The sequence below is a fragment of the Burkholderia sp. BCC1998 genome (assembly GCF_905339875.1).
Taxonomy (GTDB): Bacteria; Pseudomonadota; Gammaproteobacteria; order Burkholderiales; family Burkholderiaceae; genus Burkholderia.
Genome location: NZ_CAJPHE010000021.1, coordinates 114,619 through 136,680 on the forward strand (window position 1 = coordinate 114,619; position 22,062 = coordinate 136,680).

At 68.0% G+C, this 22,062-nt stretch carries 17 protein-coding genes and 1 pseudogene; 10 read left to right on the forward strand and 8 right to left on the reverse strand.

Annotated features, from left to right (window positions below; all coding sequences use genetic code 11):
• The first annotated feature begins 183 nt into the window (after nt 1-183).
• From U5A56_RS29180 to U5A56_RS29190, 3 genes are all read left to right on the forward strand, one after another.
• Nucleotides 184-1,824, forward strand: a complete 1,641-nt coding sequence (locus U5A56_RS29180; protein WP_321925881.1) for a gamma-glutamyltransferase family protein — start codon at nt 184-186, stop codon at nt 1,822-1,824.
• A gap of 314 nt (nt 1,825-2,138) precedes the next feature.
• Entirely contained in the window at nt 2,139-2,966 is an 828-nt protein-coding gene (locus U5A56_RS29185; RefSeq protein ID WP_044846781.1) for a ferritin-like domain-containing protein, read from the forward strand.
• 69 nt (nt 2,967-3,035) lie between these two features.
• Nucleotides 3,036-3,545: a hypothetical protein gene (locus U5A56_RS29190; RefSeq protein WP_044846780.1), complete on the forward strand. Its 510-nt coding sequence runs from the start codon at nt 3,036-3,038 to the stop codon at nt 3,543-3,545.
• On the opposite strand, the gene U5A56_RS29195 is transcribed toward U5A56_RS29190, so the two are convergent.
• From U5A56_RS29195 to U5A56_RS29205, 3 genes and pseudogenes are all read right to left on the reverse strand, one after another.
• Nucleotides 3,539-4,984: a DEAD/DEAH box helicase gene (locus U5A56_RS29195; RefSeq protein WP_321925883.1), complete on the reverse strand. Its 1,446-nt coding sequence runs from the start codon at nt 4,982-4,984 to the stop codon at nt 3,539-3,541. The genes U5A56_RS29190 and U5A56_RS29195 overlap by 7 nt on opposite strands.
• A gap of 74 nt (nt 4,985-5,058) precedes the next feature.
• Nucleotides 5,059-6,351: pseudogene (locus U5A56_RS29200) on the reverse strand (c-type cytochrome); the annotation flags it as partial.
• Nucleotides 6,352-6,370: 19 nt separating this feature from the next.
• On the reverse strand, nt 6,371-7,135 hold the full coding sequence (locus tag U5A56_RS29205) for a c-type cytochrome (RefSeq protein WP_044844542.1): 765 nt from the start codon (nt 7,133-7,135) through the stop codon (nt 6,371-6,373).
• A gap of 377 nt (nt 7,136-7,512) precedes the next feature.
• Between U5A56_RS29205 and U5A56_RS29210 the strand changes: the two genes are divergently transcribed.
• Nucleotides 7,513-8,445: a CopD family protein gene (locus tag U5A56_RS29210; RefSeq protein WP_321820258.1), complete on the forward strand. Its 933-nt coding sequence runs from the start codon at nt 7,513-7,515 to the stop codon at nt 8,443-8,445.
• A 139-nt stretch (nt 8,446-8,584) separates the two neighbouring features.
• On the opposite strand, the gene dgoD is transcribed toward U5A56_RS29210, so the two are convergent.
• A complete protein-coding gene (dgoD, locus tag U5A56_RS29215; RefSeq protein ID WP_321809346.1) occupies nt 8,585-9,733 on the reverse strand; it encodes a galactonate dehydratase in 1,149 nt (382 codons plus the stop codon).
• Between the two features lie 119 nt (nt 9,734-9,852).
• Between dgoD and U5A56_RS29220 the strand changes: the two genes are divergently transcribed.
• A complete protein-coding gene (locus tag U5A56_RS29220) occupies nt 9,853-10,572 on the forward strand; it encodes a FadR/GntR family transcriptional regulator (protein ID WP_321925885.1) in 720 nt (239 codons plus the stop codon).
• Between the two features lie 27 nt (nt 10,573-10,599).
• Here the strand turns inward: U5A56_RS29220 and U5A56_RS29225 are convergent, their stop codons facing one another.
• Complete coding sequence (locus U5A56_RS29225; RefSeq protein WP_044844539.1) at nt 10,600-10,845, reverse strand: DUF1272 domain-containing protein; 246 nt, start codon at nt 10,843-10,845, stop codon at nt 10,600-10,602.
• 152 nt (nt 10,846-10,997) lie between these two features.
• On the opposite strand from U5A56_RS29225, the gene U5A56_RS29230 reads away from it, so the two are divergent.
• Nucleotides 10,998-11,345, forward strand: a complete 348-nt coding sequence (locus U5A56_RS29230; RefSeq protein WP_257773820.1) for a GFA family protein — start codon at nt 10,998-11,000, stop codon at nt 11,343-11,345.
• A 34-nt stretch (nt 11,346-11,379) separates the two neighbouring features.
• On the opposite strand, the gene U5A56_RS29235 is transcribed toward U5A56_RS29230, so the two are convergent.
• A complete protein-coding gene (locus U5A56_RS29235; protein WP_321925887.1) occupies nt 11,380-14,487 on the reverse strand; it encodes a transglycosylase domain-containing protein in 3,108 nt (1,035 codons plus the stop codon).
• A gap of 437 nt (nt 14,488-14,924) precedes the next feature.
• Here U5A56_RS29235 and U5A56_RS29240 point away from each other — a divergent pair, with 437 nt between their 5' ends.
• Nucleotides 14,925-15,317 (forward strand): MAPEG family protein, encoded by a 393-nt coding sequence (locus tag U5A56_RS29240; RefSeq protein ID WP_257773818.1) that lies wholly within the window; start codon nt 14,925-14,927, stop codon nt 15,315-15,317.
• Nucleotides 15,318-15,542: 225 nt separating this feature from the next.
• Here the strand turns inward: U5A56_RS29240 and U5A56_RS29245 are convergent, their stop codons facing one another.
• Nucleotides 15,543-16,430: a LysR family transcriptional regulator gene (locus tag U5A56_RS29245; protein ID WP_321799258.1), complete on the reverse strand. Its 888-nt coding sequence runs from the start codon at nt 16,428-16,430 to the stop codon at nt 15,543-15,545.
• A gap of 292 nt (nt 16,431-16,722) precedes the next feature.
• Nucleotides 16,723-17,640, reverse strand: a complete 918-nt coding sequence (locus tag U5A56_RS29250) for a LysR substrate-binding domain-containing protein (protein ID WP_044844534.1) — start codon at nt 17,638-17,640, stop codon at nt 16,723-16,725.
• Between the two features lie 199 nt (nt 17,641-17,839).
• Here U5A56_RS29250 and U5A56_RS29255 point away from each other — a divergent pair, with 199 nt between their 5' ends.
• From U5A56_RS29255 to U5A56_RS29265, 3 genes are all read left to right on the forward strand, one after another.
• The gene (locus U5A56_RS29255) at nt 17,840-19,156 is read left to right on the forward strand and encodes an MFS transporter (protein WP_321925890.1); all 1,317 of its coding nucleotides are present in this window, start codon (nt 17,840-17,842) and stop codon (nt 19,154-19,156) included.
• A gap of 28 nt (nt 19,157-19,184) precedes the next feature.
• Nucleotides 19,185-20,657, forward strand: coding sequence for an amidase (locus tag U5A56_RS29260; RefSeq protein WP_321925892.1), 1,473 nt, complete (start codon nt 19,185-19,187; stop codon nt 20,655-20,657).
• A 114-nt stretch (nt 20,658-20,771) separates the two neighbouring features.
• Nucleotides 20,772-21,974: a porin gene (locus U5A56_RS29265; RefSeq protein WP_321925894.1), complete on the forward strand. Its 1,203-nt coding sequence runs from the start codon at nt 20,772-20,774 to the stop codon at nt 21,972-21,974.
• Nucleotides 21,975-22,062: the final 88 nt, after the last annotated feature.

Sequence of the window (22,062 nt, forward strand, 5' to 3'; positions counted from 1 at the left end):
GGGCGGGAAGGGCGTTCGACCGGCCTGCGGCGCATCACCGCCCGGAATTCATGCGGAAAGTACATGGATTCATGTGACAAATGAATTTGTGCGATCGCGCGGATCGCGCTGCAATGGCGGACTGTCCGCGCACGCCGGTCGTGCGTCCGGCGCGTTCATTCAGCTTTCGACGAGGTGGAACCGATGACTGGCTTCAACTGGCACAACCCGTATCCGACGACCCGCATCCCGGTATTCGCGCGCAACGTCGTGTCGACGTCGCACCCACTCGCCGCGCAGGCCGGGCTGCGGATGCTGTGGAAGGGCGGCAATGCCGTCGATGCGGCGCTGGCCGCCGCGGCCGCGATCACGGTGGTCGAGCCCGTGTCGTGCGGGCTCGGCGGCGATGCGTTCGCGCTCGTGTGGGACGGCGGCCGGCTGTCCGGGCTGAATGCGTCGGGCGTCGCGCCGGCCGCATGGAGTCCCGACTATTTCCGCAAGCGCCACGGCGAGGACGCGCACGGCATCGCGAACAAGCCGACGCGCGGCTGGGACACCGTCACGGTGCCGGGCGTGATCGCGGGCTGGGAAGCGCTGCATGCGAAGTTCGGCTCGCTGCCGTTCGCGGACCTGCTCGAACCGGCGATCGAGATCGCCGAGCGCGGCTATGCGGTGTCGCCGATCGTCGCGCACAAATGGGCGGCCGCGGTGCCCGAGCTGCAGGGACTGCCGGGTTTCGCCGACACCTTCATGCCGCGCGGGCGCGCGCCGCACGTCGGCGAGCGCATGTGCCTGCCGGGCCACGCGCAGACGCTGCGCACGCTCGCGAAGGACGGCCCGCGCGCGTTCTACGAAGGCGCGCTCGCCGCGCAGCTCGCGGCGTTCGCGCGCGAAGGCGGCGGCGCGCTGACCGAAGCCGACCTGCGCGCGTACCGGCCGGAATGGGTCGAGCCGATCGGCAAGCGCTTCGGCCGTCATACGATTCACGAGATCCCGCCGAACGGGCAGGGCATCGCCGCGCTGATCGCGCTCGGGATCGCCGAGCAGGCTGGCCTGAGCGAATGGCCGGTCGATTCGGTCGACTCGCAGCACCTGCAGATCGAGGCGATGAAGCTCGCGTTCGCGGACGTCTATCGCTACGTCGCCGATCCGCGCGCGATGGACGTGACGCCCGCGCAGATGCTCGACGATGCGTATCTCGCGGAACGCGCGAAGCTGATCGATCGCGCGCGCGCGACGCACTTCGCTGCCGGCCGCCCGCATTCGGGCGGCACGATCTACCTGTCCGCGGCGGACGAACGCGGGATGATGGTGAGCTTCATTCAGTCGAACTACATGGGTTTCGGTTCGGGGCTCGTCGTGCCCGGTACCGGCATTGCCCTGCAGAACCGCGGGCACGGCTTCTCGATGGATCCGGCGTCGCCGAACGTCGTCGCGGGCGGCAAGCGGCCGTTCCATACGATCATCCCCGCGTTCGTCACCGAGGAAGTCGACGGCCGCAGCGAGGCCGTGATGAGCTTCGGCGTGATGGGCGGCGACATGCAGCCGCAGGGCCACCTGCAGACCGTCGTGCGCATGCTCGGCTACGGGCAGCAGCCGCAGGCCGCCTGCGACGCGCCGCGCTGGAAGGTCAATCGCGACTTCACGCTCGACGTCGAGTCGACGATGAAGCGCGAGACGGTCGACGGGCTCGCCGCGCGCGGCCATACGATCAAGTCGATCGACGATCCTTACATGGATTTCGGTTCGGGGCAGTTCGTGTGGCGTCTCGATCGCGACAATCCCGACCGCGGCTACGTGGCCGCGAGCGACAGCCGTCGCGACGGTCTTGCGGCCGGTTTCTGACGGAACGCTTCCAGCGTGGTGCCCGACGGGCGGCCGGATGGCCGCCCGTTTTGCCTGGATGCAGCGCATGCCGTCGCGCGCGCGCAACCGGTTCGAACACCTCATCTAACGATCCGCAACATGCGCGGCGGAACTGCGCGCGGCGGGCATGGTCAGTGCTTTGAAGCACGAACATAAAAGTCCGGCTAAGATGCCAGCATGGTTCGGCCGGACCAATCCACTAATAAATGCAAGCAAAACGTCGCCTGCGGGCACGCCGGGCCTGTGCGAAGAGAGGGGCCGGCCGGCCGCGCGACGACTGGGAGCGCACCACCATGCCTACTGAAACGACGCATGTCATGCCGTGGCGTATCGAGGACATCGACCTGAACCGGATCGATCGTCAGCGCGCCGCCGCGAACGAGGATCTGCTGCTGTTGCTGTGCGCGTCGTCGTTCATCGAAAGCGGCTCGGATCTCTACACGAGCAACCTGAGCGAGTTCTTCAACGACGATCCGGAAGTGTCCGCGTGGCTCAACAATGCGTGGGAGCACGAGGAACTGCAGCACGGGCGCGCGCTGAAGGCGTATATCGCGCACGTGTGGCCCGAGTTCGACTGGGACACCGCGTTCGCGAATTTCTTCGCCGAGTATTCGAAGACCTGCTCGGTCGACGCGTTCGAGAAGACCCGCGCGCTCGAGATGGTCGCGCGCTGCGTCGTCGAGACGGGCACGGCCACGCTCTATCGCGCGATCAACGAATGCTCGGACGAGCCGGTGCTGAAGGAAATCACCGACAACATCCGCTCGGACGAAGTGCGTCACTACAAGCACTTCTTCAAGTTCTTCAAGAAGTACAACAAGCTCGAAGGCAACGGCCGTCTCGCGGTGCTCGGCGCGCTGATGCGCCGCGTGATGGAAATCAAGAACGAGGATTCCGAGATCGCGCTGCGCCACGTGTTCGCCGTCCGCTACCCGGATCGCGTCGGCGACAGTCAATACAACCGCGAGCGTGCCGCGCGCATCAGCTCGCTCGTGCGGCGCAACCTGTCGGCCGACATGTGCGTGAAGATGCTGCTCAAGCCGCTCGACCTGCCCGCGAAGATCCAGCCGAGCGTCCACTATCCGCTGACGAAGATCACGCGGCACGTGTTCATGCGCTGATCGTCACCGCGCGGTCCGGCGCGCGTATGCTGCGCAGATCATCATCTGCTTTTCACCGGGGCCGCCATCATGACCGATTCCCATCGCCACGCGCTCGAACAATGGACGTTCGACGCGTGGCCGCCGGCCGTCGTTGCGCTGTTCGACGGCACCGCGCTCGAACGCCATGCCGACTTCGCCGCATCGCTGATCGTCGCGACCGACGACGGCCAGCTGCGCACGACGCTGCTCAGCGTCGGCGAGATCCACGCGCGCGACGCGCATACGCTGCTGCTCGCGCTCTGGCCGCAATCGCGCGCGGCGCGCGCGCTGACGCAACGGCGCGCGGCCGCGTTGACGCTCGTCGCGGACGGCGCATTCTTTCAGGCACAACTGAGGATCGAGCCGCTCGAAGGGGACTTCGGGGGCCTTGCCGGATTCGCTGCGACGATCGCGCACGGCGATGCGCAGCGGGTCGGCTATGCGCGTCTCGCGACCGGCGTCACGTTTGCGCTGGAAGGGGAGGCGCGCGCCGAGGTGCTCGCGCGCTGGCAGCGCCAGGTCGAGCACCTGCGGCGCGCGGCCGCGCGGCTTCAGTGACCGCGCTGGCCGCTGCGCGACGAACGGTTGCGGTTCGCGTGCGCGGCGTTGCCGTTCGCGGGGCGCGCGCCGTTGCCGCCTGACGGGCGGCCGCCACCGCTGGCGTTGCCGGTCGCGCCGCCGGTCGTGCGCGGCTTGGCCGCCTTCGCGGCCTTCGGCTGCGCATTGCCGTCGCGCTTCGCGGCCGGCTGGCCCGAGCCGCCGGCACGCGGCTGGCGATTGCCGCCACCGCCGCCGCCGTTGCCGCCGCGCGGCTGCTGGCCGCGGCGTTGCTGGATCGGCTCAGGCTTCGCGGTCGGATCGGGTTCGAAGCCCGCGATCACTTCCTGCGGAATCTCGCGCTTGATCAGCCGCTCGATGTCGCGCAGCAGCTGCTTCTCGTCGACGCACACGAGCGACACGGCCTCGCCGGTCGCGCCGGCACGGCCCGTGCGGCCGATCCGGTGCACGTAATCTTCCGGCACGTTCGGCAGGTCGAAGTTGACGACGTGCGGCAACTGGTCGATGTCGATCCCGCGCGCGGCGATGTCGGTCGCGACCAGCACCTGCAGCGTGCTGTTCTTGAATTCCGCGAGCGCGCGCGTGCGGGCCGACTGGCTCTTGTTGCCGTGGATCGCCATCGCGCTGATACCGTCCTTCGTCAGCTGCTCGGCGAGCCGGTTCGCGCCGTGCTTGGTGCGCGTGAACACGAGCACCTGGAACCAGTTGTGTTCGCGGATCAGGTGCGTGAGCAGCTCGCGCTTGCGATCGCGGTCGACCGGGTGGATCTTCTGCGCGACGCTTTCCGCGGTGGTGTTGCGGCGCGCGACTTCGATCAGCGCCGGTGAATCGAGCAGGTTGTCGGCGAGCGACTTGATCTCGTCGGAGAAGGTCGCCGAGAACAGCAGGTTCTGGCGCTGCGGCGGCAGCTTCGCGAGCACGCGCTTGATGTCGTGGATGAAGCCCATGTCGAGCATCCGGTCGGCTTCGTCGAGCACGAGGATGTCGAGATCCGACAGGTCGATCGTCTTCTGCTGCATGTGATCGAGCAGGCGCCCCGGCGTCGCGACGACGATGTCGACGCCGCGCTTGAGCGCATCGATCTGCGGATTGATGCTGACGCCGCCGAACATCACGGTCGAGCGCAGCTTCAGGTACTTGCTGTACGCGCGCACGCTTTCCTCGACCTGGGCGGCGAGTTCGCGCGTCGGCGTGAGGATCAGCGCGCGCACCGCGCGCTTCGCGCCGCGATGCTCGGCGTAGAACGTGTGCAGGCGCTGCAGGATCGGCAACGTGAAGCCGGCGGTCTTGCCGGTGCCGGTCTGCGCGCCGGCGAGCAGGTCGCCGCCGCCGAGGACGGCGGGGATCGCCTGCTGCTGGATGGGCGTCGGCGACGTGTAGCCGAGCTCGTTGACCGCCTTGACCAGCGGTTCGGCCAGGCCGAGAGATTCGAAAGACATAGTTACCACTCTTGAGTTTTATGATCGGCGACGCCTCGCGCGGCCAGCGCGGGGAACGGCGTCGCAAAAAAGCAAAGGGGCGCGGAACGCAGGTCGCTCACCTGTTGCGGCGAGATCGGAGTACCGTTGTTGCCCCACGACATCCGGATATACGTGACGACTGCCGCGACTTCCTGGTTCGACAGCGACTGTGCGAACGGCGGCATCCCGTACGGACGCGGATTCTTGAACGTGCTCGGCGGATAGCCGCCATTCAGCACCATGCGGATCGGGTTGACCGCCGATTCCATCACGATCGAATGGTTGCCCGCGAGCGGCGGATACGCCGGCGGCTTGCCCGCGCCGGTTTCGGCGTGGCAGGTCGCGCAGTTGTCCGCGTAGATCTTCTTGCCCTGGTCGAACAGCGTGTTGCCGAACTGCTTCGACGGCTCGTACTGCATGTTCTTCGGCGCTTCAGCCTTCTGCGGGATCGACTTCAGGTACGTCGACATCGCGCGCGTATCTTCGTCGCTCATGTACTGCAGGCTGTTGTGCACGACGTCGGCCATCGGGCCGAACACCGCGCCCTTGTTCGACACGCCGGCCTGCAGCAGGTCCGACAGCTCCTGCACGTGCCAGTCGCCGAGGCCGAGTTCCTTGTCGTTCGTCAGCGACGGCGCATACCAGTTCTGCAGCGGGATCAGGCCGCCCGCGAAGGCTGCCGAGTTCACCGGGCCGCCCATCATGTTGATCGACGTGTGGCACATCGAGCAGTGGCCGAGGCCTTCGACGAGGTACGCGCCGCGGTTCCATTCGACCGACTTGGTCGGATCCGGCTTGTACTCGCCTTCCTTGAAGAACAGCGTGCGCCAGCCGATCAGCAGGTTGCGGTTGTTGAACGGGAACTTCAGTTCGTGCGGACGGCTCGGCACCGAGACCGGCGGGACCGAACGCAGGTACGCGTAGATCGCGTCCGAGTCGGCGCGCGTGACCTTCGTGTAGCTCGCGAACGGGAAGCCCGGATAGAGCAGGCTGCCGTCCTTCGAACGGCCGGTGTGCATCGCGCGGTAGAAGTCGTCCGACGTCCACTTGCCGATGCCGTCCTTGTCGTCCGGCGTGATGTTCGGCGTGTACATCGTGCCGAACGGCGTCGCCATCGGCAGGCCGCCCGCGAACGACTTGCCGCCGCGCACGGTGTGGCACGCGATACAGTCGCCGACGCGCGCGAGGTATTCGCCCTTCTTGATCAGCGCGGCCTGGTCGGCCGGCGTGGCCGCGACGGCGGCAGCGCCGTGCAGCGTGTCGTTGCCCGGCCACAGGACCGGCACGAGGGCGGCGGCCGCGACGATCGCGACAGCCGAGAGTGCAAACAGGGACTTGCGTTTCATTGTGTCTGTCTCCCTTGCCTTATTGCGGTTCGCTGCCGCAGGCGAGCGGAGTCTTCATCGAACGCGCCGGGGCCGGCACGGGGTTGGCGGGCGCCGGTTGCGCGGCGAGCCATGCGGTCACGGCCGTCACGTCTTCGTCGGAAAGCTTCGCGGCGATGTCGTGCATGCAATCCGGTGCCTTCGCGTGGCGGTTGCCCGAGCGCCATGCGCCGAGCTGTGCGCTCAGGTAATCGGCGTGCAGGCCGACGAGGCCCGGGATCGCCGGCTGCATGCCGGTCAGCCCTGCGCCGTGGCAGGCCACGCAGGCCGGCAGCTTGCGCGACGGATCGCCTTGCGTGACGAGCTGCTTGCCGCGCGCGAGCGTGGCAGCCGGCAGCGTCGGCTTGGCCGGCGTCGGGTACGGCGGACGCTCGGCCGAGAAGTGCTCGGCGATTTCCTTCAGGTAATCGTCGTTCAGGTAGGTCAGCAGATAGTTCATCGGCGGGTACTTGCGCCGGCCATCACGGAAGTTGACGAGCTGGTTGTACAGGTACTCCGCCGGCTTGCCGGCAAGACGCGGGAAATAGTCGTTGTCCGTGCCCTGGCCGTGAACGCCGTGACATGCGGTACAGCCGCGCACACGCTCGGCCATCGTATCGGGTGCCTTGAGCGGCGCCTGCTGGGCGTGCGCTTGCTCCGTGGGCTTGGTCTGCGCTTGGGCAGCGCTCATAAGGCCCGCGCCACCGATCAGGAGAACGGCAAGCAACGGACGGAAGAGGCGTCTTGAAGACACACGAGACTCCATGTTTATTCGTCGGGGACCTGTCCGGGCTACGATCGGCTCGGCGCATGGACGGCAGGACAGCCGGGCTGCTGCGACGCGGCATTCTATCATCGATGGGTAATGACGGCTATTTGGCAAAAGGTCATCGGTTCCTGCCTGTTTACGACTTGCGACAATTTGACGCGCTATCTGCACGCATCGTGTGAACCGGCGTGCGCTTTGGCCATCGAAGACCGTACACTCGCGGGTCGCGCGGCGCCGCCTCCGCCGCAGATCCAGTCATTTCTCCCGTTTCCGGATTCATCGATGACGTTCCTTACCGTGCCGTTGCCGTCTTCCCGCTGTCGTTCCACTTGCCGCCGCGCCGCCGGCCGGCCGTTCCCGGGAGGGTGCGCGCGATGAGGATCGACAGCTTGTGGATCGGCCAGGTCGCGCTCGCGGCATTGATGGACGCGACGTTCGCGATGGCGGTCGGCTCGGCGCTGCTCAAGGCGTGGCTCGGCAAGGACGGCGCGCGGCCGGTCGTCGCGCCGTCGCATCCCGCATGGCTGCGCGCGCAACATTCGCTGGTCGCGGCGGCGCTCGCGCTCGTGCTCGCCGATCTCGGCTGGCTCGTGTACGAAGCCGCGGCGATGAGCGGCGCGGGGCTCGGCGGTGCGTTCGCCGCGATTCCCGTCATGCTCACGCAGACCCACGCGGGCTTCGCGTGGAGCGTCGCGTTTGCCGGCGCCGTGGCGCTCGCGATCGTCGCGCTCGCGAAGCCGGACGGCCCGGTCGCGCACGCGGTGCTGTGGCTCGCGGTGATCGTGGTCGCAGTCGGCAAGGCGTCGCTCGGCCATGCGGCCGATACCGGCCCGCTGTCCGCGGCGGTCGGCGTGCAGACGCTGCACCTGCTCGCCACCGCGGTGTGGGGTGGCCTCGTGCTCGCGGGCGGGCTCGCGGTGCTGCCGGTGCTCGGCTCGTCGGTCGCGCGCGGCGCGCTGATCCGGATCGGCCAGCACCTGTCGCGTACGTCGGTGATCGCGGTCGTCTTCGTGCTCGGCACGGGCGTGCTCAATGCACTGCGCGGGCTCGGCGGCTCGGTCGCGCCGCTCGACGGCAGCACGTGGGGGCGCGTGCTGCTGCTCAAGCTGCTGCTCGTCGCGCTCGCGCTCGTGCTCGGCGGGTTGAACCGCTTCTCCGCGCTGCCGCGCCTGCGCCGTACCGCGTCGACCGAGGATGCGCACACGTTCCGCAACATCCTGCATCTCGAGGCGCTGACGATGATCGGCGTGTTCGTCGCGGCCGCCGTGCTGGCGTCCTGCGTGCCGGGGTTCGCGGCGCTCGGCTGACGGCCGGCTCGGCGCGGCGCAGGGCCGGGTGCCCGCGCGCCGCGTGCCGCGGATGCAAGAACGGCCGCCTGCCGGGCGGCCGTCTCGAAGCCGATGCGCGGCATGCCCGCCGCGCAACGCGTCTCATCTCACCTCGGCATCACCACTCGGCGACGCTGCCGTCCGCGTGGCGCCACACCGGGTTGCGCCAGCGGTGGCCCGTCTTGGCCATCTCGCGCACCTTCTCCTCGTTGACGTCGATGCCGAGCCCCGGGCCCTGCGGGATCGCGACGAAGCCGTCCTCGTAGCGGAACACCTCGGGGTTGCGCAGGTAGTCGAGCAGGTCGTTGCCCTGGTTGTAGTGGATGCCGAGGCTCTGTTCCTGGATGAACGCGTTGTAGCTGACCGCGTCGAGCTGCAGGCATGCGGCCAGCGCGATCGGGCCGAGCGGGCAGTGCAGCGCGAGCGCGACGTCGTAGCTTTCCGCGAGCGTCGCGATCTTGCGGCACTCGGTGATGCCGCCCGCGTGCGACGCATCGGGCTGGATGATGTCGACGTAGCCGCCCGCGAGGATGTGCTTGAAGTCCCAGCGCGAGTAGAGCCGCTCGCCGAGCGCGATCGGCGTGTTGGTCTGGTTGACGATGTCGCGCAGCGCCTCGGCGTTCTCCGACAGCACCGGCTCCTCGATGAACATCAGCTTGTACGGATCGAGCTCCTTCGCGAGCACCTTCGCCATCGGCTTGTGCACGCGGCCGTGGAAGTCGACGCCGATCCCGACGTGCGGGCCGACCGCGTCGCGCACCGCCGCGACGTTCGCGATCACCTGCTCGACCTTGTCGTAGGTGTCGACGATCTGCAGCTCTTCGGAGCCGTTCATCTTCACCGCCTTGAAGCCGCGCTCGACCACTGCGCGCGCATTGTTCGCGACGTCGCTCGGCCGGTCGCCGCCGATCCACGAATAGACCTTGATGCGCTCGCGCACCTGGCCGCCGAGCAGCGCATGCACGGGCACGCCGTGATGCTTGCCCTTGATGTCCCACAACGCCTGGTCGACGCCCGCGATCGCGCTCATCATGATCGGGCCGCCGCGGTAGAAGCCGGCGCGGTACATCACCTGCCAGTGATCCTCGATCAGCAGCGGGTCGCGGCCGACCAGGTAGTCGGCGAGTTCCTGCACCGCGGCCTCGACCGTGTGCGCGCGGCCCTCGACGATCGGCTCGCCCCAGCCGACGATGCCCTCGTCGGTCTCGATCTTGAGGAACAGCCAGCGCGGCGGGACGACGAAGGTTTCGAGGCGGGTGATTTTCATGTCGCTTGTCTCCAGGGTGGACCGGCGCGGACGTGCGGACGCGGCGCCGGTCGAGTACGTGACGATGATCCTAGCGTAGCCCGTTAAAAAATAGTATTAATAGCACTATTGTGCAGATAGTGGGCAGCTGCGGCGTTGCCCATCACCGGAGAACGATCATTCAACGCGACCTGCATGGACAGACGGCCTTCCGGCTGGCGACGGCGATCCTGCGCGGCGACTATCCGCCCGAGTCGCTGCTGCCGCGCGAGCCGGACCTGATGGCGATGTTCGGGGTGAGCCGCACGGTGCTGCGCGAGGCGCTGCGCACGCTGACGTCGAAGGGACTGGTCGAATCGCGGCCGAAGGTCGGCACGCGCGTGCGGCCGCGCCGCGCATGGAACCTGCTCGACGCCGACCTGCTCGACTGGTACGCTCGCGTCGCGCCGCCGCTCGCGTTCGCGCTGAAGCTGCAGGAAATGCGCGAGATGATCGAGCCGCATGCGGCCGCGCTGGCTGCTCGCACGCATACGCCCGAAGCGTTCGATGCGATCGATGGCGCGGCGCGCGCGATGGCCGCCGCGCGCAACGTCGACGAGTGGGTGCGTGCGGACCTGCGTTTTCACCTGAGCGTGCTGGAGGCCGGCGGCAACGAACTGCTGGTGCCGCTCGGCGCGCTGATCGACCGCACGCTGGAAGCGCAATTGCATCTGAACGCGCGCCGGGCGCACGTCTACAACGCATCGCTCGCCGAGCACGTGGCCGTCAGCGATGCGATCCGCGTGCGTGACGAGGACGGCGCGCGCCGCGCGATGGCGTCGCTGCTCGCGGTGACGCGCGCGCGGATCGAGATGTCGTGACGGAAACGGACGGGCGGTGCGGCGCCGTCAGGCGTTCGCGCAGCCGCCCGGTTTGACGATGCGTTGCGTCGATGGCGGGTACTTCGCGAGCAGGCTCGCCGGCCGCCGCGGACGCGCGACCAGGTCGCCGCCGCAGTTCGGGCAGCGGCCCTTCAGCACGTCGTCGGCGCAGGTCGCGCAGAACGTGCATTCGAACGTACAGATGCGCGCTTCCGCCGAATCGGGCGGCAGGTCCTTGTCGCAGCATTCGCAGCCGGGGCGCAGTTCGAGCATGACGGTTTTCCTTGGTCGCAGAGGGTCGGGACGGGCGCCGCCGGACGTTGCGTGCGGCGCATGCGAGCGCTACTGTACGCGTTTGGACCGGCCTGGCCAACGGTGTCCGCCCGGATACCGCCGACGCGCACGGGCCGCCCCGGGAGACGACCATGCTTTATCACGGAAGCTGTCATTGCGGCGACGTGAAGTTCGAGGCGGAAGGCGACCTGCAGGGCGTGATGGCCTGCAACTGCTCGATCTGCCGGCGCAAGGGCGCGCTGATGTGGTTCGTGCCGCGCGATCACATGACACTGCTCACGCCCGACGACAAACTCGCCACCTACATGTTCAACAAGCACGTGATCCGCCATCGCTTCTGCAAGCGCTGCGGGATCCACACGTTCGGCGAGGGGACCCATCCGGACGGCACCGCGATGGCCGCGATCAACGTGCGATGCCTCGAGGATGTCGACTTCGATGCGCTGCCCGTCACGCACTACGACGGCCGCTCGCACTGAGCGGCGCGTCGTGGCATGAGCGCGCGGGCCGCCGTCAGGACGGCTCGACCTGCTCGACCTGCGGCGCCGGCGTTTCCGCCTGCGGCGCGGGGCCCGTCGTGCGCGTGCCGGCCTCGGCCGGGCGTTCGATCAGCGGCGCGAGCGCCGGCGCCATCGATTTCAGCAACTGCACGGCCATCGCGCTGGTGAAGTCGTAGCGCGCCGCGTAAGGTTCGTGCGCGGTCGCCGTCAGCACGCCGAAGAAGCGGTCGCCGAGCACGAACACGAACGTGCCGCTGCGATTGACCTTGCGCGACTCGATCAGCCGCGCGCCGCGCGCGTAGACATTGAAGCGCTGGTCGCCCGTCCCGGTCTTGCCGTAGACCTGCAGCGTCTTGCCGTCGGGCAGCGTGAAGCCGCCCGACAGGCGCCGCGCCGTGCCGTTCAGCACGACGTCGCGCAGCAGCGTGCGCGCCACGTTGACGATCTCCGGCGACAGCATCGGCTGCGGCTGCGCGGCCGCGCGCACGAAGCGCGTCTCGTACGGCGTGCCCTTCGCGAAATCGAGGCGCGTGATCGTCTCGGTCGGCGCCTTCCGGCCGCCGGTCGCGATCAGGCCGATCAGTTTCGCGAGCGCGTCGGGCTGGTCGCCCGATGCGCCGATCGCGGCCGCGTAGGACGGCGTGACTTCCTCGAACGGGTAGCCGAGCGCGCGCCACGCCTTCGTGATTTCCGCATACGCGCGCAGCTCGACCATGCGGCGGATGCGCCGGTCCTGGGTCGCGTGGTAGCGCGTCTTGTACAGCCACGAGTACGTGTAGAAGCGCGCATCGCGGCTGTCGCGCCGGACCTCGGCGAGCGACGCGTTCGGGTGGGCGCGCAGGTAGTTGAGCGTCCACAGCGCGAGCGGGTGGACGCTCGCGATATAGCCGCGATCGTTGAGGTTGAAGCGGTCGATCGCGTATTTCGCGTAGAGCGCGGCGAGATCGTCGTCCGACAGCGTCGCGGCCGGCGTGCCTTTCAGCTGCGCGCGCATTTGCGCATCGAACCACGCGAGCGATTCGTTCGGCGCGACGCTGCGCAGCACCGTCGCGATCTTCGGCGGCGACTTGCGCACGTTCTGCAGCAGCAGCGCGAGCGCGTCGTCGGGCGCCTTGCCCGCATAGCGCGTGTAGTAGCGCTTCAGGTAGACCTGGCTTTCGCCGTCGACGAACTGCTCAAGGTAATGCTTGCGCTGCGCCGGATCGTCGAGCCACGACGACGACGGGCCGGCCGCCTGCAGCATCTCGTAATGGACGATGTCGCGCATCAGCCGCACGAACACGAGGTTGACCGAGTGTTCGAACGCCGTATGCAGCGTCAGGATGCGGCCGTTGTCCGACTTCTCGAAGTTCGAGAACACCTGCGCGCCGCCGCCCGTGTAGAACACGTCGGGGCTCGCCGAGTACTTGCGTTCGACCGACGCGTCGAGCATCGCCTGCAGGGAGCGGTCGCGCGTGTGCGACAGGTAGTCGAGCGCCCAGTGCGACAGCCCGTCGAGCGGGTCGGGCTTCACTTTCGCGAGCTGCGCGTTCGACAGGTTGCCGTAGCGCGCATGCAGGTCGGAGACGATCTGCAGGTAGGTGATCAGCGTGCGCAGCTTCGCGGTCGAGCCGAGGTTGATGCGGCCGCCGCGGTTCACGTCGAACGGCTGGTTCACGCTGTCGGTCTGCACGCGCAGCATGTTCGCGCCGTTGCGATGCTCGTACAGCGTGAAGCTGTACGTGAGGTGCGACGGGTCGTCCCTCGGCGCGAGCATCTCGAAGCCGTACAGGCCGGCGGCCTGCGCGCCGTCGCGGGTCGACGCCTTCGCGAGCCGTTCGGCGACCGCCTGCTGCACGCCGTTGTCGAGCGTGCTGGTGGCTTCGAGGTCGAGCTGGTCGAGCTGGTACAGGTCGCTGATCCCGAGTGCCGACAGCAGCGACGCGCGCGCGGACGACACGGCCTTGCGCGACACGAACGACTGCACGTGCGCGGCGGCCGGCGGCGCGCTGCGCTCGATCTGCGCGGCAAGCGCGGCATCGCGCAGCGCGGGCGAGATCACGCCGCCGTTCGACAGGAGCCGCAGGTAGCTGTCGGTCAGCTTCTGCAGCGCCGGATAGCCGCGGTTCAGGAAGTACGACGGCGCGCGCTGCGCGATGATCAGCGACAGCACTTCGCGGAATGTCTTGCCCTGTTCGTCGACGTTGTCGCCGGTCGTCGGCGCGGACAGGATGCGGTTCACGTCGTTGAAGTCGCGGCCGTACCACGCGGCGAGACCGTCGCCGATGCCGGTGATTTCTCCCACGTGCGGCCGCGCGGCGAGCGGTACCGAGTTCAGGTAGCGCACGACGATCGCGCGGCGCGCGAGCATCGTCTGCGGGCCGTTCATGTACGCGAGGATCGACGCGGACGCGATCTGCCGCAGCTTCTCCGGCGGCGTCGCGGTGCGGCCGTCCGGCGAATGGCGGAACTTCTCGATTTGCGTCGCGAGTGTGCTGCCGCCCGGGCGTGCCTGATGACGGTTGACGACGTGCAGCGCCTGATCGGCGAGCGCGCGGCCGAAGCGGCCCCAGTCGATCGCCGGGTTGCGGTTCGGCTGGTTCGCGTCGAGCAGGTAGCGATCCTCGATGAACAGCAGCGAATCGGCGACGACGCGCGGCACCGTGTCGAAGTCGGCGTACACGCGTTGCGGGAACACGGTCGCGAACAGCGGCGAGCCGGTCGAGTCGAACAGCATCAGCCCGGCCTGGTCTTTCTCTTCGTAAGGCAGGAACAGGCCGCGATCGGCGAGCGACAGCATCCGTTCCGAATCGCGCGCCTGCTTGCCGATGACGAAGCCGCGCGCGAGCAGATGCTGCTGGAACGCGGGCAGCATCGAATAGCCGAGGCGCTGGTCGTACGGCCCGTTGACGGGGAAGCGGATGTGATCGCTCGCGCCCGCCTCGACGGTATAGCCGATGTCGCGGGTGAGCTCGGACAGGTAGCGCGCCTGCAGGCGCGACGTCTCGAACTCGGTCATCACGAGCCGGGCAATGATCGCCACCGCGATCACCAGCGCGGCGAGCAAGGACCACTTGATCCACGTCCAGACCGATGCACTCCCGGTCACGCGCGGCAGGATGCGATTCAGCGGCCGATTCATGGCGGCGTCTCCCTGAAGGCGCAGGCTTCGGCCGCACCCCATTAAGGATTAGTGTAGTCCTCCGCAGCGGGCTGCCAAGGGTGGTTCACTACCGAGATGCGTCGACGCAACGCGCATGCCTGTGACATGCGGGAACCGGCCTGTGGTGCGGTGGCGCGTGTCGCCGTGACGTAACGTTTGCGCGTTCCGCTCGCGTGCCTGCGTCTGTCAAAGGGAATGGAGGGTGGCCGCGCCGATCGCGCCATCGCGCCATCGCGCCGACCGTTTTACGCACCGGCCTTGTGCATTGCGAAATCGCGACAAATCGGGTCCGATCGTATTGCCGAAGTCATGGCGCGATGCGCGACGAAGCTACGAGTTTCCGAGATAGCCGGATGCACGGGCCGCAGGTACGATCGCCGGATATGCGGCGCATGTCCGTTTTCGCCGGGGGTGCCATGTCGATTCATCCCGTCGCGCTCGTTTGCACGGCGATCCTGGGGTTGATGCTGTTCGGGCTCGGCCTGGTCGTGTCCGTCACGCGCTTCCGGCGCACCACCAATTCCGGGTGTGCGTCCGATCCGAGCGACGGATTGCACAAGATCGTGCGCGCGCATGGCAACACGGCCGAATACGCACCGTTTCTCGCGGTGCTGTTTCTCTATTTCGGCGCACACGACCCATCGCGCGCGATCGTCTCGTTGATCGTCGCGGCAACCGCGTGCCGCTGCCTGCTCGTGATCGGATTGCTCGCATGGCCGACCATGGCGAGGCCGAATCCCCTGCGGTTCATCGGCGCGCTCGGCACATATCTGTGCGGCGCCGCGCTATGCGTCGCGCTGTTCGTCTGAGCAGGTCGCTGTCGCCATGGCCGCTTCGCGGGATCGTGCCGCCGCGCGGTCTCGACGAAGCAGTGGATCAACTGGTCGCACGCCCGAATCGCGCACCTGCTTGCCGATGACGAAGCCGCGCGCGAGCAGCTGCTGCTGGAATGCGGGAAGCGTCGAACAACCGAGGCGCTGGTCGTACGGCGTCGCCGGCGTTGGTAAAAATGGCACGTGATTACATCCTTTCATTCACCTGACGAAATGATCGATCAGGTGATCGATGAAAAGCCGCGCCTTGCGAGGAAAATGGCGCCGGCTCGGGTACACGACGTTCATCTCGAGTTCCTCGAGCCGATAGTCGGCGAGCAGTTCGCGCAGCCGGCCGGCGGCGAGATCCGGTGCGGCGAGGAAGTCCGGCAGCACCGCGATGCCCATGCCGGCGAGCGCCCAGTTGCGGATCAGCCCGATGTTGTTCGACGACGCGGACTTGTTCGGGCGCACGGTGACACACGCGGAACCCGGGTCGAACGACAGGTGCTCGCCCGCGAAGTCGGCATGGAACGCGAGGCACGCGTGGGATGCGAGGTCGTGAGGATGGGCCGGCGCACCGTGCCGTTCGATATACGACGGCGCCGCGCAGACGATCCGCTTCAGGCGCGTGAGCGGGCGTTTCACCAGCGTGTTGTTGCCGATGTGCTGCGACAGCAGCAGCCCGACGTCGAAGCCCTCCGACACGAGGTCGACATGGCGGTCCAGCATCGTGACCTCCGGCACGATGGCCGGATGCCGCGCCTTGAACGCGTCGATCGCAGGCGCGAGCACGTGCATGCCGAACATCACCGGCGCGGCGATCTTCAGCGACCCGATCGGCTCGTGGTGCATCGACGCGATCGTTTCCTCGACGCGGTCGATTTCCTCGATCACGTGCCGGATCTGGGCGAGGTACAGATGACCGGCGTCGGTCAGCGACAGGCTGCGCGTCGTGCGGTTCAGCAGGCGTGCGCCGAGCCGGTCCTCGATGCCCATCACGAGGCGCGTGGCCGACGAGTTGGAGATGTTCAGTTCCGTTGCCGCGCGCGCGAAACTGTGGAGTTCGGCGACCTTGATGAATAGCCGCATTGGGAGGAATTCGTCCATTTTTTTATCGAAGACCAGAAATTGGTTTATTGAATTTTATTCTTCGATGGATTGGCTTGAACGACTCGTTTTAACGAATAAGTATTATGAAATGGTGTGTTGATCAGCTGCCTGATTGGTTTCAGAATAAGCGGTTGGGCGGATGCGGGTTCGGCGGAATTATTTTCGTATTCCGCTCGATATAAACCAATTTTATCGGTCTGTATTTAGTAAATGTACGAAAATGCGTGAAAAGTTTTCGTATAAAACGATCGATATGATCAATGCAGGCCGAATCGAATCAGACGCGTCGCTATCGCCACAGCAGCTTCGCGGGATCGTGCCGCCGCACGGCCTCGACGAAGCAGTGGATCAGGTAGTCGCACGCGACCGTGTTGAGCGCGTCGCGGCGCGTCAGCACGCCGGCCGACACGGTCGGGATCGTCTCCTTCACGTCGATCGTGACCATCCGTTCCCGGATCCAGTCGACTTCCATGAAATGCTTCGGCACGCACGACACGGTGTCGGTGTGCACCGACAGCGAGAACGCCGCGCTGAACGACGTGCATTCGACGATCGGCTGCGGCGCCCGGTAGCCGTGCGCGACGAACACGTTCTGCAGCAGCCGGCCGATGCTTTCCGGCGAGGTGTTCAGCACCCACTGCGCGTCCTGCAGCTGCGCGAGCGACGTGCAGTGGCGCAGCGGATTGCTCGCGCGCGTCATCAGGATCAGCTCCGATTCGAGCAGCGGCCGGAACGTGAATTCGGGTGACAGCCGCGTCGCATCGACGATCGCGATCACGAAGTCGAGCGAGCCGTCGCGCAGGCGCGGCAGCGCCGTGTCGAGAAAGCCTTCGCGCACGTCGAGGCGGATCGTCGGCATCCGCTGCCGAAACGCGTCGAGCGCGGCCGGCAGGAAGCCGAGCGACATCAGCGGCGTCAGCGCGCACGCGAGCGCGCCTTCCTTGCCGCCTGAAAGCTGGATCACGTCGTCGCGCGCGTGCTGCATCTCCGCGAGGATCAGGCGCGCACGCGCATAGACGGCCTGCCCGAAGCGCGTGAGCTGCGCGCCGCGCGCGTTGCGCGTGACGAGCGGCACGCCGAGGTCCTGCTCGAGTTCGCGGATCGCTTTCGTGAGCGCGGGCTGCGACAGGTGGATCGCGCGCGCGGCGGCGCGCAGGCTGCCGTGTTCGGCAATGGCGGCAAGCGCCCGGAGCTGGTGGTGTTTCACGGCGTGGCAGGGCGCGGCGGCAGTGGCGACCTTCGCATCCTACACCGCGGCGGCGCGCGAAAAGCACGCGATAACCGGGCGTTATCACGATCGGAAAATGTCGCTCCGGGCTGCGTATTTTGAATGCCTAGACTGCATGCGCAGGCCGTCGAACGGGCCGCGCACCAGACCCGCATAACCAGTACGGAGACTCATCTTCATGAAGGCGCCCCGAGCGGACAGCATGTTCGGCGGGCATGTCGGCGACGTTGCCGCATCCCCGTCCAATCGCCAGCTGATCGTCGCGATCACGATCGGCAACGGCCTCGAATTCTTCGATCTCACCGTGTTCAGCTTTTTCGCGGTGCTGCTCGGCAAACTGTTCTTTCCGGCCGCGTCCGCGCAGCAGCAATTGCTGATGTCGGTCGCGACGTTCGGCGTCGGCTTCATCGCGCGGCCGGTCGGCGGCGTCGTGATCGGGCTCGTGGCCGACCGCTTCGGCCGCGTGCCGGCAATGAACCTCACGCTCGTCACGATGGCGCTCGGCACCGGGATGATCGGCATTCTGCCGACCTATGCGCAGATCGGCATCGCGGCGCCCGTGCTGGTCGTGCTCGCCAGGCTGCTGCAGGGCTTTTCGGCCGGGGGCGAGGTCGGCGTGTCGACGTCGCTGCTCGCCGAACGCGCGCCGCCCGGCGAGCGCGGCTACTACACGAGCTGGCAGTTCGCGAGCCAGGGCGCCGCGGCGCTGGCCGGCTCGTTGGTCGGCTTCCTGCTGTCGCATTTCCTCGCCCCAGCCGCGCTCGAATCGTGGGGCTGGCGCGTGCCGTTCCTCGCCGGCGTGCTGATCGCGCCGGTCGGCCTGTATCTGCGCGCGCGCTTCAATGCGATCGAGCAGCACGCGCCGGCCGCGGCCGCGCGGCGCCCGTCCGCGGTACTCGGCACCGTGCTGCGGCGCGACGGCGGCGCCGTGCTGACCGCGCTCGGCCTCGTGGTCGGCGGCACCGCGGCGCACTTCATCGTCCTCTATTACATGTCGACGTACGCGATCCGCGTGCTGCACCTGCCGATGGATACCGCGCTGTGGTGCGGCATCCTGTCCGGTGCGGTGATGTTCGTCGCCGCGCCGATCGGCGGACGGCTGTCGGACCGCACCGGCAGCAAGCGCGTCGCGCTGTGGACGCGCGTGGCGCTGACCGTGCTGATCCTGCCGGGCTTCTGGCTGATCCGCGCGGTGCCGTCGATCGCGACGATGTACGCGGTCGTGATGCTGCTCGCCGCGCTGCACTCGATCAATGCCGGCGCGAACGGCGTGATCCTCGCGGAGCTGTTTCCGAAGAGCACGCGCGCGACCGCGCTGTCGATCGCGTATGCGGGCGGCGTGTCGATCTTCGGCGGCTTCGCGCAGTTCATCGTCACCTGGCTGATCGGGGCAACCGGCAATCCGGCCGCGCCCGCGTGGTACGTGATCGTCTGCGGCGTGCTGTCGCTCGTCGCGCTCGCGTTTGCGTCCGATCGAAGCGCTCAGGATAACTGACCGATCTTCCTTTTCTTCCATTCGCCCCATGACCACCACCGTTTCGTTTTCGTCGTCGCCGGCCGACGTCGCCGCCGGCGACCTGTGCGACCTGCCCGCACGCACCATGCTCGATCTGCTGAAGGCGCGGCAGATCAGCGCGTGCGACCTGCTCGATGCGCATCTCGCGCGCATCGCGACGGTCAACCCGCGCGTGAACGCGCTCGTCACCGTCGTCGATCCCGATGCGCTGCGTGCCCGCGCACGCGAGATCGACGCACGCTGGGCGCGCGGCGAATGGGTGGGGCCGCTGCACGGGCTGCCGGTGTCGCAGAAGGACCTGACCGCGACGCGCGGCGTGCGCACGACCTTCGGCTCGCCGCTGTTCGCCGATCACGTGCCGCAGCACGACGCGCTGATCGTGCGCCGCTGCGCGAGTGCCGGCGCGCTGATGATCGGCAAGTCGAACACGCCGGAATTCGGCGCCGGCTCGCATACGTTCAACGAGGTGTTCGGCGCGACCCGCAACCCGTGGGACCTGACGCGTTCCGCGGGCGGCAGCAGCGGCGGCGCTGCCGCGGCGCTCGCCTGCGGGATGAATCCGCTCGCATGCGGCAGCGACATGGGCGGCTCGCTGCGCAACCCGGCCGCGTGGAACAGCGTGGTCGGGCTGCGGCCGTCGCCGGGCCGCGTGCCGCGCGCGCCGGACCTGAACGGCTGGGCGACGCTCGGCGTCGACGGGCCGATGGCGCGCGACGTCGCCGACACCGCGCTGCTGCTGTCCGCGATCGCCGGGCCGAGCGGCGAAACCGCGACTGAAATCGCGGAGCCGGGCGCGCGCTTCGCGCAGCCGCTCGAACGCGATTTCCGCGGCACGCGCATCGCGATGTCGCGCGGCTTGCCCGGCGTGCCGGTCGATCCGGAGATCCAGCGCGCCGTCGATGCGCAGGCGCGCGTGTTCGCGTCGCTCGGCTGCGAAGTCGAATTCGACGATCCCGATCTTTCGGAGGCCGAAGAAGTATTCCGCATCGAGCGTGCCTGGATGATCGGCACGCTGGTCGACGGCTTCGACGAACGGCAGCGTGCCGCGCTGAAGCCCGAACTCCTCGACGAATACCGGCTGCATCGGTCGCTCTCGGCCGCGGATCTCGGCCGCATGTTCGTGCGCAAGACATGGCTGTTCGACCGGATGCGTGCGTTCATGCAGCGCTATGCGTTCTACGTGCTGCCGACGACGCAGGTGATGCCGTTCGACGCCGCGCTGCGCGTGCCCGCCGACGTGCTCGGCATCGCGAACACGACCTACATCGACTGGATGCGCGTGTGCTGGCTGCTGTCGTTGACCGAGGCGCCGATCCTGTCCGTGCCGTGCGGTTTCTCCGCGACCGGCTTGCCGATCGGCATGCAGATCGTCGGCCGCTACCGCGACGACTGGGGCGTGCTCCAGTTCGGCCATGCGTACGAAGTCGCGGCCGGCCGTCGCCGGACGCTGCCGCCCGTCGTCGCCGACGCGCTGCGCTGACCACTTTTCCCGGCTGATAGCGGACCGTTCCGGTCCGTGCCGGCAGGCCGCGCGCCTGCGGGGGGCGCGCACGCCTGCGTTTGGCCATTCGACCCGCGCAATGGAGATCTCTCGATGAAACAACGGCTGTTGGCAGGCGCGGGCGTCGCGCTGATCGCGGGTGCGGCGCACGCACAGAGCAGCGTCACGCTGTACGGCATTATCGATGAAGGGCTGACTTACTCGAGCAACGTCGCGGTGACCGGCGCGAACGGCGTGGCAAGCGGCAAGCCCGCGCTGCGGATGCTCGGCGGCGTGCAGCAGGCGAGCCGCTGGGGGCTGCGTGGCAGCGAGGATCTCGGCGGCGGGCTGAAGGCGGTCTTCACGCTCGAGAACGGGTTCGATCCGAGCACCGGCAAGCTCGGGCAGGGCGGGCTGATCTTCGGCAAGAAGGCGTTCGTCGGGCTGTCGGGACCGCTCGGCACCGTCACGCTCGGGCGGCAGTACGACACCAACGTCGACTTCCTCGGCCCGCTCGAGGCCGCTGCGCTGTTCGGCGGCTACATGGTCGCGCACCCCGGCGACCTCGACAACGTGAACAACGCGAACTCGACCAACAACGCGATCAAGTTCACCAGCAACGACTACGGCGGGTTGCGCGTCGCCGCGATGTACGGGGTCGGCGGCGTGGCGGGCGCGACGACGCGCAACCAGGTGTGGTCGGCCACGGCCGGCTACACGCGCGGGCCGCTCGCGGTGGCGGCCGGCTACCTGAATGCGCGCAACCCGAACGTGTCGTTCTTCGGCACGACCGGCAGCCCCGCGCCGACCGTGGGCGGCGTGCCGGGCAACAACATGCTGTCGCCGGTGTATTCGGGCTATGCGTCGGCGCGCACGTTGCAGGTCGTGGCGCTCGGCGGCACCTATGCGATCGGCGCGGTGACGCTCGGCGCGATGTACACGAACACGTCGTTTCGCCAGCTCGGCGATCTGTCGTCCGGGCCGAATCCGGGTGGCGTGTCCGGCAACGCGGTGTTCAACAACGCCGAGGCGAGCGTGCGCTATCAGTTCACGCCTTACCTGTTCGGCGGCGTGGCGTACGACTACACGCGCGGCGGCGGCGTGGACGGCCGCGACGGCGCGACGTATCACCAGGTTGCCGCGGGGCTCGACTATTTCCTGTCGAAGCGCACCGACGTCTACGTGAGCGCCGTGTTCCAGCGTGCGTCGGGCACCGACTCGACCGGGCATGCGGCGGTCGCGGCGATCAACGGCCCCGGCGCCTCCGCGAACGACCGGCAGTTCCAGGCGCGGATCGGCATGCGCCACAAGTTCTGATCAGGGCGACGGCGAGCGGCTGCGCGGTGATATCCTCGCGAAACGCCCGCGACCGACGGGCGGATACCGACTGCCCGCACGCGGCCCG